Source organism: Agromyces sp. H66 (assembly GCF_004959775.1).
In the GTDB taxonomy this organism is placed as follows: domain Bacteria; phylum Actinomycetota; class Actinomycetes; order Actinomycetales; family Microbacteriaceae; genus Agromyces.
Genome location: NZ_SJZG01000006.1, coordinates 181405 through 198659, shown reverse-complemented (window position 1 = coordinate 198659; position 17255 = coordinate 181405). Strand labels below are relative to the sequence as shown.

The following is a 17255-nucleotide window of genomic DNA, read 5'->3' as shown; positions in this document are numbered from 1 at the left end:
GACTTTGCAATACGCAACTCGGTTGTTTGCGAAACGAAAGTCGCGTAGGGTGACCGCGTGCAGATCGATTCCCGCATCGCCGTGCGCCCGGCGAAGCTCGCCGACGGCCGCGAGCTCATCTACTTCGACGACGCCGACACGACGCTGCCGCCCGAGCGCGCCCTCGACGAGCGCGAGCTCGATCCGCGCCCCGCCACCGCGCAGATGCGCCAGGACGCCCTCACCGGCGAGTGGATCTCGATCGCCGCCGCCCGGCAGAATCGCGTGTTCCTGCCGCCCGCCGACCTCGACCCGCTGGCGCCGCAGCGACCGGGCAACCCGTCGGAGATCCCGAGCGTCTACGACGTCGCGGTGTTCGAGAACCGCTCGCCGTCGTTCGGTCCGGAGTTGGCGGCGACGGATGCCACGAGCGCCGACGCCCTCGCATCGCTCCGCCGCATCGGGCTCGAGCGCGCGCGGCCCTCGGTGGGCCGATGCGAGGTCGTGTGCTTCAGCCCCGAGCACGAGGGCTCCTTCGGCACGCTGAGCCGCTCGCGCGCGCGCACCGTGATCGAGGCGTGGGCGCAGCGCACCGCCGCCCTCTCCGCCCTGCCCGGCGTCGAGGAGGTGTTCCCGTTCGAGAATCGCGGCCGTGAGATCGGCGTGACGCTGCCGCATCCGCATGGCCAGATCTACGCGTACCCGTACGTCACGCCGCGCACCGAACGACTGCTCGCGGCCGTCGAGGCCTACGGGCCGGCGCTCATGGCCGACCTCCTCGAACGCGAACGCCGCGGTCCGCGCGTGCTGCTCGCGGGCGAGCACTGGACGGCGTTCGTGCCGTTCGCGGCGCGGTGGCCCATCGAGGTGCACCTGCTCCCCCACCGGCACGTGCCCGACTTCGCCGAGACGACCCTCGCCGAACGCGACGAGCTCGCCTCGCTCTACCTTCGTCTGCTGCGCGGCGTCGACCGGCTCTACGACACGCCCACGCCGTACATCGCCGCGTGGCACCAGGCGCCCGTGCACGAGCGCCGCGACGACGTGCGGCTCATGCTGCAGCTGACGAGCCCGCGACGCGCCGCCGACAAGCTCAAGTACCTCGCGGGCTCGGAGGCCGCGATGGGAGCATGGATCGGAGACGTCACCCCCGAGGCGCAGGCCGACGCACTGCGCGCCGCCATCGAAGGAGTCGAGGTATGAGCGAGGTCGCCGGTGCGATGCACGGGTTCGCCGAGCGGTACGGTCGCCGCCCCGCCGGCGTCTGGTCGGCGCCCGGCCGCGTGAACCTCATCGGCGAGCACACCGACTACAACGACGGGTTCGTCTTCCCCTTCGCCATCGACCGCCGCACGACCGTCGCCCTCGGCGATCGCGACGATCGGCTCATCCGGGTCTCCTCGACGTTCTCGCCCGACGCCGTCGAACTGCACCTCGACGAACTCTCGCCCGACGCCGTCCAGGGCTGGGCGGCGTACCCGCTCGGCGTCGCCTGGGCGCTCGGCGAGTTCGGCGCCGACCTCGAACACGTGCGCGGGGTCGACCTGCACCTCGAGTCCGATGTCCCGATCGGCGCCGGCCTCTCCTCGTCGGCCGCGCTCGAGTGCGCCGTCGCGCTCGCACTCGACGAGCACTGGGGCCTCGGGTTCGACCGCCCCACGCTCGCGCGGGTGGGCCGCCTCGCCGAGAACCGCGTCGTCGGTGCGCCGACCGGCATCATGGACCAGTCGGCATCGCTGCTCGGCGAGGCCGATGCGGGCGTGTTCCTCGACTGCCGCAGCCTCGATGCCGAGGTCATCCCGCTGCGATTCGCGGCCGAGGGCCTCTCGCTCCTCGTGATCGACACGCGAGTCGAGCACGCCCACGCCGACGGCGGGTACGCCGCACGGCGAGCGTCCTGCGAGGCGGGCGCACGCGGGCTCGGCGTCGACTCGTTGCGGGATCTCCAGGTGGACGACCTCGATCGGGCGGCCGAGGCGCTCGACGACGAGACCTTCCGCCGCGTGCGACACGTCGTGACCGAGAACCAGCGGGTGCTCGACACCGTGCGCACGCTGCGCGAGCACGGACCGGGCGCCATCGGGCCGTTCCTCGACGCGTCGCACGTGTCGATGCGCGACGACTTCGAGATCTCGGTGCCCGAACTCGATCTCGCGGTCGAGACGGCGCAGGCGAACGGCGCGATCGGCGCCCGCATGACCGGGGGCGGCTTCGGCGGTTCGGCGATCGCGCTCGTCATCGACCCGCTCGTGCCCGTGATCACGCGCGAGGTGACGGCGGCGTTCGCGGAGCGCGGATTCCGAGCGCCCACCATCTTCACGGTTCGCGCCGATCAGGGCGCGCGTCGCGACGCCTGACCCAGTTCTCTCGCCGCGCCGCCGACGGTCAACGTCCGCCTCGAGAGATCCGGTTGCGGCGGCAACACTCGGCGCCGGACGTTCACACTCGGCGAACAGGGTTCAGGTCCACTCCTCGGCGAGGATCCCGTAGGTGAAGCCGTCGATCCAACCGAGCTCGGCGTGCCAGGAGTCGCGCACGCCGTGCTGCTCCCGCCGCATCCCGAGCTTCTCCATGACGCGCCACGAGCCGACGTTGTCGGCGAAGCACCCGGCGGTCACCCGGTGCAGGCCGAGCTCGGTGAAGGCGAGGTCGAGCATGGCCCGGGCGATGTCGGTCGCGTACCCCTTGCCGGCGTGCGCGGGATCGACGAGGTAGCCGAGGTCGCCCTCCGCCCGTCGCCAGGCATCGCCGTCGAACTGGCCGATGCCGTCGCGTACGCTCAGCGATCCGGTGCCGACGACGAGGCCGTCGAGCAGCGCCACCGCGGTGTGCTGGTCGGGGTCGTCGACGCTGTCGAGCCACGCCGTGCGGAACGCCTCGGGGTCGACGGTGGTGCGCAGCAGCCAGCGCGTGACCTCGGGGTGATTGCGCCACACGAGCACCTGGTCGAGGTCGTCGCGCGTCGGCGGCCGGAGCTCGAGCGGGCCCGCGCTGCGCGGCCATGCCACCGTCGCCGACGTCACGGGGACACCGTGCCGCGCGGCTCGACCGCCCGCGGCGTGCCGCCCGTGATGCGCACCAGTTCGTCGAACGTGGTCGCGAACACCGTCTTCGCGTGCCCGGCGGCGGCCCACACCTGGTCGTACCGGGCGAGATCGGTGTCGACGAAGGTGCGCACGGGTGACGGATGCCCCACCGGCGCGACGCCCCCGATGACCTGCCCGGTCGCAGCCTTCACGACGTCCTTCGACGCCCGGCCGATGACTCCGCCGAGCTCGGCGCCGAGCCAGTCGGTGTCGACGCGGTGGGCGCCGGAGGTGAGCACGAGGATCGGCTCGCCGTCGAGCGTGAAGACGAGCGAGTTGGCGATCTGGCCGACCTCGATGCCGAGCGCGTCGGCGGCGAGCTGCGCGGTCGTCACGGCGTCGTCGAACCAGACGATCTCAGGGGTGAGTCCGTGTCGCGCGAGCGCGTCGGCGACGCGATCGACCGCGGGATGCGACGGGGTGGACGTCTGTTCGGGGGGCATGGATCGATCCTATGGCGGCGGTCGGGGCATCCGCTCGCCCCGTCGCCGCACCTCGTTCACCGTTCTGTCGTAGGGTGCGGTCGTGAGCACACCCCCCTCGCCCGCGCACGGCCGCCTCGCCCGACGGCTCGGACTCCGCGATGCCATCGCGATCGGGCTCGCCGCGATGATCGGCGCGGGCGTGTTCGCCGTGTGGGCGCCCGCCGCGCAGGCCGCGGGTTCGTGGCTGCTCGCGGGCCTCGCGATCGCCGCGCTCGTCGCCGTCGCGAACGCCGGGTCGACGGCGCAGCTCGCGGTGCGCCACCCCGAGGCGGGCGGCGCCTACCGCTACGGTCGCGAGCGGCTCGGCCCGTGGCCGGGCTTCCTCGCCGGGTGGGGGTTCGTGATCGGCAAGACCGCGAGCTGCGCGGCGATGGCGATCACCGCTGCGGCGTACCTCGTGCCGCCCGCATGGCAGAAGCCGGTCGCGGTCGCCGCGGTGGTCGTGCTCGTCGGCGTGAACGTGCTCGGCGTCACGCGCACCGCGCGCGTGGCGTCGGTGATCGTGTCGGCGGTGCTCGCGGTGCTCGTCGTGGTGGTCGCGGCGGGCGTGGCAGCGACCGCGGGCGGCGGATGGGGTGCGGGCGATGCGGCGGTCGTCGTCGCTCCTCGGGGGGTGCCGGACGCCCCGGCTGCGGCGATCGCAGGCGCCTACGGCGTGCTGCAGGCCGCCGCCCTGATCTTCTTCGCCTTCGCCGGCTACGCGCGCATCGCGACGCTCGGCGAGGAGGTGCGCGAGCCGACGCGCACGATTCCGCGCGCGATCGGCGTCGCGTTCGCGATCGTGCTCGTCGTGTACGCGGCGGTGGGCACGGCCGCGCTCGGGTCGCTCGGACCCGCCGCGCTCGCGTCCTCCACCGCACCGCTCGTCGACGTCGCCGGCGTCGCCGGGTGGCTCTGGGCCGAGCCCGTCGTGCGCGTCGCGGCGGGCGTCGCCGCGCTCGGGTCGTTGCTCGCGCTCATCGCGGGCGTCGGCCGCACGAGCCTCGCGATGGCGCGCGACGGCGAGCTGCCGCGACCGCTCGCCACGGTGCATCCGCGATTCGGGGTGCCGCACGTCGCCGAGATCACGGTGGGCGCCGCGGTCGTCGTGCTCGTGCTCGTCGCCGACCTGCGCGGTGCCATCGGCTTCTCGTCGTTCGGCGTGCTGCTCTACTACCTCGTCGCGAACGCGTCGGCGCTCACGCAGCCGGCGGGCGAGCGGCTCGTGCCGCGCTGGCTGTCGTGGTTCGGGGCGATCGGATGCGTCGTGCTCGTCGTCACCCTGCCGCTGCCGTCGATCGTGGGTGGTGTCGCCGTCTTCGTCGTCGGCGCGGTCATCCGGCTCATCGCGTCGGCGGTGCGCCGCCGGCGGGGCGCGCGACCCGGATCGGCGACGCAATAGGCTGGCGGCCATGAGTGCAGATCCCTCGGCCCGCATCATCACCCTCGCGGGCATCCCCGCACCGGTCTGCGACGAGCGCGCGTTCGTCGCTGCCGGTGCCGTCATCGTCGGCAACGTGCGCCTCGCCCCGGGTTCGAGCGTCTGGTACAACGCGGTGCTCCGCGCCGAGGCGGAGCCCATCGTGCTCGGCGAGGACTCGAACCTTCAGGACGCGGTCGTCTGCCACGTCGACCGGGGCTTCCCCCTCACGGTCGGGCGCGGCGTCTCGGTGGGGCACGGCGCGGTGCTGCACGGCTGCACGGTCGAGGACGACTGCCTCATCGGCATGGGCGCCAGGGTGCTGAACGGCGCCGTCATCGGCGAGGGCTCGCTGGTCGCGGCGGGGGCGGTCGTGCTCGAGGGCACGGTCGTGCCGCCGGGCTCGCTCGTCGCCGGCGTGCCGGGCAAGGTGCGGCGCGAGCTCTCCGACGAGGAGCGCGACAGCCTCAAGCGCAACGCGGGCCACTACCTGAAGCACGTCGAGGAGCACACGGCGCCCGTCGACTGAGGGTCCGCCGACGGAGTCGTCGCACGCGGCGCACCACGCCGCGCGCCGCGAGCCCAAGGCCCCACGCGGCCGCACCGAGCAGGCTGCGATCGTACGCACCGAGCATGCGCCGTCGTTCATAGGCGGCGCGAAGCGGGCCGCCCGCCAGGTCGTGGCGACGGTCGAGTCGCGGCAGGGGCACGATCTCGCGCGCCTCGGCGAGCGCGTGCAGGCGCCCGATCCAGTCGTCGGCGCCGCGACCGTGGAAGTAGTTGTCGGCCAGCCACGCGGCATCCGCGTGCCGGAACCGGCCCTCGACGAGGTCCTCCGTCGAGCCGAACAGGCCCGACCCCTCGAACACCGTGTTGATCATCGCCGGCGACACGCCGAAGTCGTCGAGGAGGAGTGCCGGGATGCCGAGCGCCACCGCCTCCAACGCGGCCGTCGAGCTCACCGTGACGAGTGCGGACGCGCGCGCGAGCTTCTCGGCCATGGGGCCGTCCTCGACCACCAGGTTCGGCGGAACCCGCTCGGCGAGGTCGCCGAGGAGGTCCGCGTAGTCGTGCTCCTCGGCGTGCGTCTGCGCCTCGCCTCGCCTGGCGCGCACCTTGACCACGACGCGGCGCTCGGGGTGCCGACGCGCGTGCGCGGCGAGCGCCTCGAGCACGCGGACGCGGTCGTCGCGCGCGGCAGGCACCTTCGCCTGCGCGGCGAAGACCACGTCGGAGCGGTCGCCCTCCGAGGGTCGAGGAGAGCCCTCCGAGGGTCGAGGAGAGCCCTCCGAGGGTCGAGGAGGCCGCAGTCCGTCTCGAGACCCGCCCGCGGCATCCGTCGCGAGGAACGGCAGCGTGGCGAGCCCGAACCTGCGATCGACGTCGAGGTCGGCGGCGATGGCTCGGAACTCCCGCACCTCGTGGCGGCTGTGCAGCACCACGAGATCGGTCTGCTCGCGGTAGACGACCGCCTTCGGCACCGCGGGGATCGTGAGCCCCGGAAAGCCGCTCACGAGCGCGGGGCGGCGATCGCGGGCCTCGAGACGGGGCGCCACGACGCGCACGAACGGCCCGCGGAGCGAGAGCAGCACGGCGTGCGGGTCGAGGTCGTCGACGAGCGCGTCGAGCTCATCGAGGTGGATCACTCGCGCGTCGGACGCGGTGAACCGGGTGCCGGCGAGCGCGTCGGCGAGCTGACGACCGCTCGGCATCACCGGCGAGGCGATGATCACGAGCCGGCTCGTCCACGTGGCGGGCAGCGTGGAGGCGAGCGCCGCGCCCCACTTCACGTAGGAGTCGGAGTCGGCGACGACGAGCAGGCGTCGGCTCGCGGCATCCGTCATCGTGGTCGACGGCGGCGTCACGCGGCGACCCGGCGGAGCTTCGCTCGCGGGGCCTCCTCGCCCGGGAACACGCGCTTCACGCCGTCGCCCATCGCGTCGCCGATGATCCGGATGTCGCGCACGAGGTGCGCGAAGCCCTGCGGCTCGAGCGACGCCGCCTGGTCGCTGCCCCACATCGCCCGGTCGAGCGTGATGTGCCGCTCGACCGCGACCGCGCCGAGCGCCACCGCGGCGAGCGAGATCTGCAGGCCGTGCTCGTGGCCCGAGTAGCCGACCGGCACGCCCGGGTACCGCCCGCGCAGCGTGTCGATCATGCGCAGGTTGGCCTCCTCGGCCGGCATCGGGTAGCTCGACGTGGCGTGCATGAGCACGAGGCGCTCGGTGCCGAGCGTCTCGACCGCGCGGTCGATCTCCTCGATCGTCGACATGCCCGTGGAGCAGATGACCGGCTTGCCCGTCTCGGCGAGCGCGCCCAGCAGCTCGAGGTCGGTGAGCGACGCCGACGCGACCTTGTGCGCCACGACGCCGAGCCCCTCGAGGAACTCGACCGACGGCACATCCCACGGCGAGGCGAACCAGTCGATGCCCGCCCGCAGCGAGTACGACGCGATCTCGAGGTACTCGCGCTCGCCGAACTCGACCCGGCGGCGGTAGTCGAGGTAGCTCATCGTGCCCCACGGCGTCTCGCGGGGCACGTCGCGCATGTGCTCGGGCGTCGCGATCTCGGGCGTGCGCTTCTGGAACTTCACGGCCTGCGCGCCCGACTCCGCCGCCACGTCGATCAGGCGCTTCGCGATCTCGACGTCACCGTTGTGGTTCAGGCCGATCTCGCCGATGACGTAGACGGGTGCCTCGGGGCCGATGGTCGATCGGCCGATGCGTACGGACATGCAGTGCTCCCTCACTCTGGGTCGCGCGGGTGCGCGGGGTCGGGGGCGGCACGGCGGACGCCGGGCTCGCTGGCGTGCTCGCGGGCGGCGAGGATCAGGTCGGCGAGCTCGCGCACGGCGCCGTGGCCGCCGGGGCTCTGCAGCACGTGCCGGGCCGCCTCGAGCGCCTCGGGCGCGGCATCCGGCACCGCGACGGGCCAGCCGACGAGGTCGAGCGCGGGCACGTCGCCGCGGTCGTTGCCGAGGTAGGCGATGCGATCGAGTCGGATGCCGCGGGCCGCCGCCCACTCGCGCAGTGCCTCGCCCTTCGCGGCGACGCCCTGCGCGCACTCGACGCCGAGCTTCTCGGCGCGACGCCCGACCACGGGGTTCTCCTCGGCGGAGAGGATGAGCACCGGGAGCCCCGCCGCGCGCAGCCGCGCGACGCCGTGGCCGTCGCTGCGGCTCACGCGTACCGATTCGCGGCCGAGCTGGTCGACCATGACGGTGTCGTCGGTGTGCACGCCGTCGAAGTCGGTGACGAGCGCGTCGACGTCGATCAGCGGATGCCGCGGGCCGAGGTCGCGGTCGATCCGCACGGCGAGCGTGCGCGCCCGCTCGAGGTCCGCGGCGTCGTCGATCTCGATGGCATGGTCGGGGTGCACCGGCTGCACGCCCACGCGCCCGAAGAATCGGTGCCCGGCGTCTCGGAAGCCGTCGGTGGCGAACACGTAGAACGCGCCCGTCTCGGCGAACTCGGGCGCGCGTTCCTGCCGTCGCAGCCGGTGCGACATCTCGTGGTTGACGCCCACCGCGGTCGAGCCGACCTCGCGCCACAGGAACACATGCGTCGGCGCCGCGGCGAACACGACGTCGCGCTCGCCGTTCGCGACGCGTTCGACGGCCGCGTCGAGATCGGCTGGATCGATGAACGGCGACGTCGCCTGGATGAACACGGTGATCGCGGACGCTCCACCCGCATCCAGCGCGTGCAGCAGCGCCGATTCGCTCGACGCCGCGGCGCCGGCGAGCGCGGCCGGGCGTTCGACGATCTCGGCTCCGGCGGCGCGCGCCGCCTCGGCGATGTCCTCGTCGTCGGTCGTGACGACGACGCGTCCGATCCGCCGCGCCGTGAGTGCGGCGCGGACGGCACGCGTGATGAGCGGCACGCCGCCGACGCGGGCGACGTTCTTGCCGGGCAGGCCCTGCGACCCGCCCCGCGCCGGGATGATCGCGGTGGCGACGCCGGTCGCAGCATCCGCCCAGCCGGCTCGCGTGCCCGCATGCTCGACGGCGGCGACGGCGGCCGGCGACTCGGCGAGGTCGATTCGGGCCATGGCGCGAAGCTACGCGCGCCAGGAAGCCGCGCGGTGCACGAACGGTGAACGCGAGCCGACCGGCAGGTCGACGACGGGTGCCGCAGGGCGGCGACCGTCCCGGCCCTCCTCACCCGCGAGGAGGACCGGGACGGATCACGCCGTGAACTCAGTCGCGCCCGATGCCGCCTCCGCTGTGCTTGCAGGCGAAGCTGTCGGCGCTGTCGGGGTCGCCCGACACGTACCGCGCCACCGAGGGATACGGGCAGAGCGGACGGCTGAGGTCGTCGGCCCAGTCGGCGGGAACGTCGGGGTTGGCGGGGTTCACCCAGGCGTCGATCCGATCGGGAGCCGTTCCGTACTCGACCCAGTCGACGAGCGCGGTGAGCCCCGCGTACTGGTCGGTCGCGGGACCGCCGCTCACGTGCCCCATGCCGGGCACCTCGAAGTACCGCACGAACTCATCGGCCTTCTGGCGGTGGTTCGCGTCGAGCTCGTCGTACCAGCTCGCGGTGTCGTCGACCGAGAACACCCCGTCGGATGCGCCGTGCACGACGATCATCTTCCCGCCGCGCTCGCGCAACGTGTCGAGCCTCGCGGGGTCGGGAGGCGTCATGAACTCCATGCCGCTCTCGGTGTAGATGCCGCTCGTGGCGGTGATGCTCTGCGCGATCGCGTCGATGTCGGCGGTGAGCGGCGAGGCGGGGATGCTCGGATCGGGTGGCGTGCCGAAGATGAATCCGATGGCGCCGGGATCCAGGACCCTCGAGGCGAAGAACTTCCAGAACGCCCAGTTGGGCTGGGCGAGCCCCGGATCGAACGGGAACGAGCTGTAGATATCCTCGCCGTCGCTCGTGCGGGCTCCGGCGAAGACGTCGGCGACGACCGACTTCTGCTGCGGGGTGAGACAGGTCCCGTCGCGCTCGGCCTCGCAGGTCGGAACGTCGAGATCGATGGAGAAGGCCTTCTGGCAGCGCTCGCCGTCCTGGACGAGCCCGTCTTCGAGCCGGTCCAGCCCGTCGCATCGGGCGAGGATGGCGTTCGCGATCACCTGCCGTTCGGCAGGGGTCAGGGCGGTGTTCAGGTCGGCCGCGTCGGTGGCGACGGTGGCCCACTGCTGCGCGCCCCACACCTGGGCGACGGCGGCCTGCGGGAGGTTGAACCCGGGCGCCACCGCGAGGAACCCGTCGTACTCGTCGGCGTAGCGCGCCGCACCGACCATGGTGTGCCGTCCGCCGTTGGATCCGCCGGTCATGTACGAGCGATCGGGGCCCGTGCCGTATGCGGCCTCGATCAGCGCCTTGGCCATGGGCGTCAAGGTGCCGACGGCCTGGTATCCGTAGTCCAGGCGTGCCTGCGGGTCGATCCCGAACGTGGGCCCGAGATGGCCGGGGTGGCCGGCATCCGAGCTGATCACGGCGAAGCCGAGCTGCAGTCCGCTCTCGCTTCCCGCACGGCCGAGCGCGGTGACGACGTTGCCGTCGAGCCCGCCGTTGCCCTGGTAGAGGTAGCGCCCGTTCCAGTCGGTGGGCAGGCGCATCTCGAATCCGATGCGATACGTCTGTCCGTCGACGTCGCTGACGCGTTCGTTCATGTGCCCGCGAACGAGGCAGTGCTCGCCGACCTCGACGCCCGACAGCGTGCCGGCGGCGACGAGTTCGGCGCCCGTGATCACGGTGCTGCCGTGCTCGAAGGCGATGAGCGACTCGCACTCCGCGAGGGTGCCCGGCTCGGCGGGCGCGAGCTGCGGGATCGCCGTCGGCGCGGCCGGCACCGCGGCCGCGGCAGCGGTACCGCCGGTGACCATGAGGGCCGCGGCTGCGGTGGCCAGGCCGAGGGTGGCCGCTCGCGTGCCGCGCATCATCGCCGCCTCCCCGCCGAGCGCGTGCAGCTGCGTCGAGCGCAATCGCGTCCGCATGCGCGTTGGACGGATCTGCACGCGCTCGGCGCCGATGGCGACGAGTGCCGGGCTCTGCACTTCCTGATGGATGACATGTCGATCCTCCCCTGGAGCGCAACGCTGCGCCCTCGCGCACAGCGTAGGCCCATCGATTGCAGCCTGCAATGGTTGATGTCCGCATTGAGTTGCACGGCGCGTGCCCGGTCGGCCAGGGCCGGTGCGGTGCTACCGTGGTGCCGTTGGGCAGCCGAAGGGATCCGAGGGTGGCGGACGAGGCCGGGCACGTGCTGCTCGACGACTTGGGCTTCCTCCTCGCCCGGGCGAGCGCCGTCGCCGTCGCGGCGGGGAACGACGCGCTTCGACCGCTCGGCTTGACCGTGCGGGCATTCGCGACGCTGAGCCTCGCGGCCGAGCACGATGGCATCACGCAGCGTGGCATCTCGGAATTCCTCCGGCTCGACCCCAGCCGCGTCGTCGCGATCGTCGACGACCTGGAGGGTCGAGGTCTCGTTTCACGGGTCGTGGCCCGCGACGACCGCAGGATGAAGGCCGTGGTCGCGACGCCGGCGGGCCACGAGCTGTTCCGGCAGGCGGTGGCCGCCACGCGCACGGCTCAGCAGGACGCCTTCCCACTGCCGACCGCATCCGCGCGCACCGAGGCGATCCGGATGCTCCGGCGGCTCGCCTTCCCCGACGAGCGCTGACCGCGCCGCTCGCGACGGCACGAGTTGACCTTGTCCCTGGGGCAAGGCGTGTGCTGGTCGCGGCCCATCCGAGGTGCGGGTGGCGACCGGAAGGAAGAGCACGATGACCACATTCACGGTCGAGCAGAGGCCCGAGCGCCCGTGGGTCGGCGTTCCCATGACGGCCGAGCTCGCTCACTGGGATCGGGTGAACGCGCACGTCCCGCGGATCTACGGGGCGCTGGCTGCTGCGGGAGGCATCCCGTCGGGCGGGCCGATCTACCAGTACCATCGCCTGCGGACCGCCGCGGACCCGATGGACATCACCGTGTCGGTTCCGGTGCCGACGTGCATCGAGATCGGTGACGGGTTCGCGACCGGCATGATCCCGGCCGGCCGCTACCTGATCGCCCGACCCGAGGGCGGTCCGGACGTCCTCGCCCGGATCCACCAGGAGATGTGGGAATGGGCGGGTGTGCAGGGCCTGGACCTCGCGATCGACGAACGTGCCGACGGCATCCACTGGCACGCACGCACGGAGCAGTTCCTCACCGACCCGCAGACCGAGGCGGATCGTCGCAAGTGGGCCGTTGAGGTCGCATACTTGCTGAGGTGAGCGAGACCAGCGCGAGGCTGTCGATCGGCGAGTTCAGTCGCGTCACGTGGCTGTCCGCGAAGGCGCTGCGCCTGTACGAGCGACGGGGGCTGCTGGTGCCCGACGCCGTCGACGAGTACACGGGATACCGCTACTACCGACCGGCGCAGGCGGAGCGTGCTCGCACGATCGCGTTGCTGCGCCGCGTCGGGATGCCGCTGGAACGCATCGGCGCGGTCCTCGACGCCACGCCGGAAGAGCGGCGCGAGCTCCTCGACGGGTACCGGACCCAGACGGTCCGTGCACACGAGCGCGCGGTGGCGCTGCTCGACAGCCTCGCGGGTGGTCTCCACGACGAGCGGCCCTCGCCGATCGACGACGGGCCGACGGTGTCGAGTCGCGAGGTTCCGGCCCAGGCGTTCGTCTCCCGCACGGCTCGCACCACGGCCGCGGACCTGCCCTCTCACATCGAGCGGATCACAGCCGGGCTCGCACAGCGGGCCGGCACGGGGATCGACCGATCGCGCCCCCTCGTCGTCGTCTACCACGGCGAGGTGAGCTGGGAGTCGGACGGGCCGATCGAGGTGCGCGTGCCCGTCCGAAGCGAATCGGACGCCGACGGCGTCGAGCCGGCAGGGTCGGAGCTGTTCGTCGAGGTGGCGTACGGCGACGTGCAGTTCCCCACGATCCTGCGCGCGTTCGATGCGGTCCGCGAGGCCGCCGCGCACGGCGCTCGTCGGCCGTCCGGTTCGCCACGCGAGATCTACCTCGACGGCGAACCGTTCCGATGCCAGGTCGCGCAACGCTACGTCGCGCCCCAGGACTGACGCGGCTCGTCGCACCGAGACCCTGGCCCGGGCTCGGTGCGACGGGGCGACCCGTCGACTACCGGTGCTGCAGGCGCAGTTCCGCCGCCTTCACGACGTTGGCGAGCAGCATCGCGCGGGTCATCGGGCCGACGCCGCCGGGGTTCGGCGAGAGGTGCCCGGCGACCTCGGCCACGGCAGGGTCCACATCGCCCGTCAGCCGGCCCTTGCCCGTCTCCTCGTCCTGCACGCGCGTGATGCCCACGTCGAGCACGGCGGCGCCGGGCCTGATCCAGTCGGCCTTCACGAGGTGCGGCACGCCGACTGCGGCCACGACGATGTCGGCGCGGCGCACCTCCTCGGCGAGGTCCACGGTGCGCGAGTGCGTGAGCGTCACCGTGGCATCCAGGCCCTTGCGGGTGAAGAGCAGGCCGAGCGGTCGGCCCACCGTGAGCCCGCGGCCGATGACGGTCACATGCCGCCCGCGGATGGGCACGTCGTACCGGCGCAGCATCTCGACGATGCCGGCGGGCGTGCACGGCAGCGGCGAGTGCAGCTCGCCCTCGATGCCGAGCACGAGCCTGCCGAGGTTCGTCGGGTGCAGGCCGTCGGCGTCCTTGTCGGGGTCGATGAGCTCGAGCATGGCGTTCTCGTCGTGACCGGCGGGCAGCGGGAGCTGCACGATGTATCCGGTGACCTCGCGGGCGGAGTTGAGGTCGCGGATGGCCGCGCGCACGTCGGCCGTCGACGCCGACGCGGGGAGGTCGACGCGGATGGACTCGATGCCCACCTCGGCGCAGTCGCGGTGCTTGCCGGCGACGTACGAGTGCGACCCCGGATCGTCGCCGACGAGCAGCGTGCCGAGCCCCGGCACGATGCCGTGGGAGCGCAGGGCGGTGATGCGGGAGGCGAGCTCCTGCTTCACGGCGGCGGCCGTCGCGACGCCGTCGAGCGTGATGGCGGTCATGGTCTCCTCCAGGTGCCGAGTCTGATGTTCGGAATTCAGGATCCGGGTGTTCGGAATTCAGGAGCATGGAGCGCGGATGCGCGGTCGCACCGGCGATTCGGTCGGTGCGGCGTGAATCCGGCGGCCGCGCTCCTGAATTCCGACTGCCGCGCTCCTGAATTCCGAACGGTGGTGGGAGGGTGCGCGGCTACTGCTGCAGGCCGGGGTACAGCGGGAACGCCGCCGTGAGGGCCTCGACGCGCGAACGCAGCGTCGGGACATCCGCCTCGCCCTTGAGCGCGAGGGCGATGATGTCGGCGACCTCGGTGAACTCCGCGTCGCCGAAGCCGCGGGTCGCGAGCGCCGGCGTGCCGATGCGCAGGCCCGACGTGACCATCGGCGGGCGCGGGTCGAACGGCACGGCGTTGCGGTTCACCGTGATGAGCGCCTCGTGCAGCAGGTCCTCGGCCTGCTGGCCGTCGATCTTCGAGTTGCGGAGGTCGGCGAGCACGAGGTGCACGTCGGTGCCGCCCGTGAGCACGTCGACGCCCGCGGCGCGCGAGTCGTCGGCGTGCAGGCGCTCGGCGAGGATGCGTGCGCCGCGGAGCGTGCGCTCCTGGCGGTCCTTGAACTCGTCGGATGCCGCGATCTTGAACGCCGTGGCCTTCGCCGCGATGACGTGCATGAGCGGGCCGCCCTGCTGGCCGGGGAACACGTTCGAGTTGAGCTTCTTCGCGAGCTCGGTGTCGCGCGAGAGGATGAAGCCCGAGCGCGGACCACCGATCGTCTTGTGCACGGTCGACGAGACGACGTCGGCGTAGGGCACGGGCGACGGGTGGAGACCTGCGGCCACGAGGCCCGCGAAGTGCGCCATGTCGACCCAGAGCTGTGCGCCCACCTCGTCGGCGATCTCGCGGAACGCGGCGAAGTCGAGGTGGCGCGGGTACGCCGACCAGCCGGCGATGATGACCTGCGGCTTGTGCTCGCGGGCCTTGTCGCGCACGACGTCCATGTCGACGAGGAACGTCTCGGGATCGACGCCGTAGGAGACGGCGTTGTACAGCTTGCCCGAGAAGTTCAGCTTCATGCCGTGCGTGAGGTGGCCGCCGTGCGCGAGCTCGAGGCCGAGGATGGTGTCGCCCGGCGTCGCGATCGCGCTGAGCACGGCGGCGTTCGCGGTGGCGCCCGAGTGCGGCTGCACATTCGCGTACGCGGCGCCGAACAGCGACTTGGCCCGCTCGATCGCGAGGTTCTCGGCGATGTCGACGTACTCGCAGCCGCCGTAGTAGCGCCGCCCGGGGTAGCCCTCGGCGTACTTGTTCGTGAGCACGGAGCCCTGGGACTGCAGCACCGAGACGGGCACGAAGTTCTCGCTCGCGATCATCTCGAGGTAGTCGCGCTGGCGTCCGAGCTCGAGCTCGAGCACCTCGGCGATCTCGGGATCGACCTCGGACAGCGGCTGGTTCATCACCGAGTGCTGGGAAATGACGGTTTCGGCCAAGACTGGCTCCTTCATGACATGCGGACCTGCCCTTCGACAGGCTCAGGGACCTGGGTGCTGCCTGCTGCGACTCGCGCAGAGACATGCGTACCGGCCCAGGCGTACGGTCGGTCCGTGCCAGTCGCTCCCCGATGGTGACCATCTCAACGCCAGTCGCGACGCTCGCAAGCATAGCAATGGATGCCGCGAACTCACCGCGCATGGCAGGATGGACCCCCGACCATGTTCGTGCCCGGCCGCATCGTCCCCGCTCCCGCGGTCGTCGAATCCCACGACGACGCCACGCCGTTCCGCCTCGCCGAGGAATCGCGCATCGTCGCGCGCGGCCCCGGCGCCGCCGCCGTCGCCGAGACGTTCGCCGCGCGCGTTCGAGCGGCCACGGGCTTCGAGCTGCCGGTCGTCGACGGCGAGCCCGCGGCATCCGACCTCGCCTTCGTGGTCGCCGACGGCGAGGCACCGGCCGGCGCGGCCGAGGGATACGCGCTCGAGGCCGGCGACGGCGGCGTGCGGGTCGCCGCCGACACGGCCGAGGGGCTGTTCCGGGGCACGCAGTCGCTGCGGCAGCTTCTGCCCGCCGAGATCGAGCGGGCGGATGCCGCGAGCGCGCCCACGCACGGCTGGACCGTGCCCGCGACATCCATCGCCGACGCTCCGCGCTTCGCCTACCGCGGCGTGATGCTCGACGTGGCGCGGCACGTCTTCCCCGTCGAGGACGTGCTCGACCTCATCGACCGCATCGCACTGCTGAAGCTCAACGTGCTGCACCTGCACCTCACCGACGACCAGGGCTGGCGTCTCGAGATCGAGTCCTGGCCCGCGCTCACCCGGATCGGCGCCTCGACCTCGGTGGGCGGTGCCGGCGGCGGCTTCTACACGAAGGACGACTACCGGCGCATCGTCGCCCACGCCGCCGAGCGGTTCGTCACGATCGTGCCCGAGATCGACCTGCCGGGGCACACCAACGCGGCGCTCAGCGCCTACCCCGAGCTCACCTGCGACGGCGTGGCACCTGCGCCGTACGAGGGTGTCGAGGTCGGATTCTCGTCGCTCTGCGCCTCGCCCGAGCGCGCCGAGGCCACCGACCGGTTCCTCGCCGACGTCACGCGCGAGGTCGCCGAGCTCACGCCCGGACCGTGGCTGCACCTCGGCGGCGACGAATCGCTCGCGACGAGTGCCGAGGACTACCTCGACCTCGTGCGACGCATCGCCGCCGCCGGGGCGGCGACCGGCAAGACGGTCATCGGCTGGCACGAGATGGGCGCCTCGACCGAACTGCCCCCGGGCACCGTCGGCCAGTACTGGAGCTTCGTCGAGCCCGAGGCCGACGCGGCGGCACTGACTCGCTCATTCGTCGAGCAGGGCGGGCGCGTCATCATGTCACCGGCGGATGTCGCGTACCTCGACATGCGCTATGCCGACGACCCCCCGGGGCCGCTCGGCCGCCGACTCGGGCAGGGATGGGCGAAGGGGCCGACGACCCTCGAGGAGGCCTACCTCTGGGATCCCGCCTCGATCGTGCCCGGGGTCGGCGAGCGGGAGGTGCTCGGCGTGGTGGCGCCCGTGTGGACCGAGACGATCACCGCGATGTCGGAGGTGGAGTTCATGCTGTTCCCGCGCGTCGCAGCGATCGCCGAGGTCGGGTGGTCGCCCGCCGGCCCTCGCGACGTCGACGGGTTCGTCGATCGCGTCGCGGCGCTCGGGCGGCACCTCGACGCGCTCGGGGCCGAGGTCCACCGCCTGCGCGGAGTGCCCTGGCGCGCGTGATCGCGGCCTTCGCCGGTGCGCGGCACGTGCGCCGCGGCATCCGCCCGGCCGGGGTTCGCCGGCCGGCGGCGTTATGGTGGCC

The 17255-nt window shown here is 72.7% G+C and carries 16 protein-coding genes and 1 riboswitch; of the genes, 8 read left to right on the top strand and 8 right to left on the bottom strand.

What is annotated here, in order from left to right; all coding sequences use genetic code 11:
* Positions 1-63 precede the first annotated feature (63 nt).
* Positions 64-1182 carry a galactose-1-phosphate uridylyltransferase gene (gene galT, locus EZM51_RS12460; RefSeq protein WP_248305635.1) on the top strand — a complete coding sequence of 373 codons (1119 nt, stop codon included), beginning with the start codon at positions 64-66 and terminating at the stop codon, positions 1180-1182.
* Positions 1179-2336, top strand: a complete 1158-nt coding sequence (gene galK / locus EZM51_RS12455; protein ID WP_136708574.1) for a galactokinase — start codon at positions 1179-1181, stop codon at positions 2334-2336. Before galT ends, galK begins: the two co-directional genes overlap by 4 nt.
* A gap of 102 nt (positions 2337-2438) precedes the next feature.
* Here galK and EZM51_RS12450 read toward each other — a convergent pair whose 3' ends face one another.
* The gene (locus tag EZM51_RS12450; protein ID WP_136708573.1) at positions 2439-3002 is read right to left on the bottom strand and encodes a GNAT family N-acetyltransferase; all 564 of its coding nucleotides are present in this window, start codon (positions 3000-3002) and stop codon (positions 2439-2441) included.
* Positions 2999-3508, bottom strand: a complete 510-nt coding sequence (locus EZM51_RS12445) for a YbaK/EbsC family protein (protein WP_136708572.1) — start codon at positions 3506-3508, stop codon at positions 2999-3001. The genes EZM51_RS12450 and EZM51_RS12445 overlap by 4 nt, the downstream gene beginning before the upstream one ends.
* An 82-nt stretch (positions 3509-3590) precedes the next feature.
* On the opposite strand from EZM51_RS12445, the gene EZM51_RS12440 reads away from it, so the two are divergent.
* Together EZM51_RS12440 and EZM51_RS12435 are read left to right on the top strand one after the other, a co-directional pair.
* Entirely contained in the window at positions 3591-4931 is a 1341-nt protein-coding gene (locus EZM51_RS12440; RefSeq protein ID WP_211195900.1) for an APC family permease, read from the top strand.
* 10 nt (positions 4932-4941) lie between these two features.
* Positions 4942-5478, top strand: a complete 537-nt coding sequence (locus EZM51_RS12435) for a gamma carbonic anhydrase family protein (protein ID WP_136708571.1) — start codon at positions 4942-4944, stop codon at positions 5476-5478.
* Here EZM51_RS12435 and EZM51_RS12430 read toward each other — a convergent pair.
* From EZM51_RS12430 to EZM51_RS12415, 4 genes are all read right to left on the bottom strand, one after another.
* Positions 5417-6814: a DUF6716 putative glycosyltransferase gene (locus EZM51_RS12430; protein WP_136708570.1), complete on the bottom strand. Its 1398-nt coding sequence runs from the start codon at positions 6812-6814 to the stop codon at positions 5417-5419. The two genes, EZM51_RS12435 and EZM51_RS12430, sit on opposite strands and share 62 nt — an antisense overlap.
* A complete protein-coding gene (locus EZM51_RS12425; RefSeq protein WP_136708569.1) occupies positions 6811-7683 on the bottom strand; it encodes an N-acetylneuraminate synthase family protein in 873 nt (290 codons plus the stop codon). Before EZM51_RS12425 ends, EZM51_RS12430 begins: the two co-directional genes overlap by 4 nt.
* 11 nt (positions 7684-7694) lie before the next feature.
* The gene (locus tag EZM51_RS12420) at positions 7695-8999 is read right to left on the bottom strand and encodes an acylneuraminate cytidylyltransferase (protein ID WP_136708568.1); all 1305 of its coding nucleotides are present in this window, start codon (positions 8997-8999) and stop codon (positions 7695-7697) included.
* 148 nt (positions 9000-9147) lie between these two features.
* Positions 9148-10956 (bottom strand): tannase/feruloyl esterase family alpha/beta hydrolase, encoded by a 1809-nt coding sequence (locus EZM51_RS12415; protein ID WP_211195899.1) that lies wholly within the window; start codon positions 10954-10956, stop codon positions 9148-9150.
* Between the two features lie 185 nt (positions 10957-11141).
* On the opposite strand from EZM51_RS12415, the gene EZM51_RS12410 reads away from it, so the two are divergent.
* From EZM51_RS12410 to EZM51_RS12400, 3 genes are all read left to right on the top strand, one after another.
* Positions 11142-11582, top strand: coding sequence for a MarR family transcriptional regulator (locus EZM51_RS12410; protein WP_169053896.1), 441 nt, complete (start codon positions 11142-11144; stop codon positions 11580-11582).
* Positions 11583-11685: 103 nt separating this feature from the next.
* A complete protein-coding gene (locus tag EZM51_RS12405) occupies positions 11686-12177 on the top strand; it encodes a GyrI-like domain-containing protein (RefSeq protein ID WP_136708566.1) in 492 nt (163 codons plus the stop codon).
* A complete protein-coding gene (locus EZM51_RS12400) occupies positions 12174-12983 on the top strand; it encodes a helix-turn-helix domain-containing protein (protein ID WP_169053895.1) in 810 nt (269 codons plus the stop codon). The genes EZM51_RS12405 and EZM51_RS12400 overlap by 4 nt, the downstream gene beginning before the upstream one ends.
* A gap of 58 nt (positions 12984-13041) precedes the next feature.
* Here the strand turns inward: EZM51_RS12400 and EZM51_RS12395 are convergent, their stop codons facing one another.
* Together EZM51_RS12395 and glyA are read right to left on the bottom strand one after the other, a co-directional pair.
* Positions 13042-13929 (bottom strand): bifunctional methylenetetrahydrofolate dehydrogenase/methenyltetrahydrofolate cyclohydrolase, encoded by an 888-nt coding sequence (locus tag EZM51_RS12395; RefSeq protein WP_136708564.1) that lies wholly within the window; start codon positions 13927-13929, stop codon positions 13042-13044.
* Between the two features lie 187 nt (positions 13930-14116).
* Positions 14117-15376, bottom strand: coding sequence for a serine hydroxymethyltransferase (glyA, locus tag EZM51_RS12390; RefSeq protein ID WP_136708633.1), 1260 nt, complete (start codon positions 15374-15376; stop codon positions 14117-14119).
* A gap of 119 nt (positions 15377-15495) precedes the next feature.
* Positions 15496-15576, bottom strand: a riboswitch (ZMP/ZTP riboswitch).
* A gap of 55 nt (positions 15577-15631) precedes the next feature.
* Between glyA and EZM51_RS12385 the strand changes: the two genes are divergently transcribed.
* Positions 15632-17173: a family 20 glycosylhydrolase gene (locus tag EZM51_RS12385; RefSeq protein ID WP_136708563.1), complete on the top strand. Its 1542-nt coding sequence runs from the start codon at positions 15632-15634 to the stop codon at positions 17171-17173.
* The last annotated feature ends 82 nt before the right edge of the window (positions 17174-17255 follow it).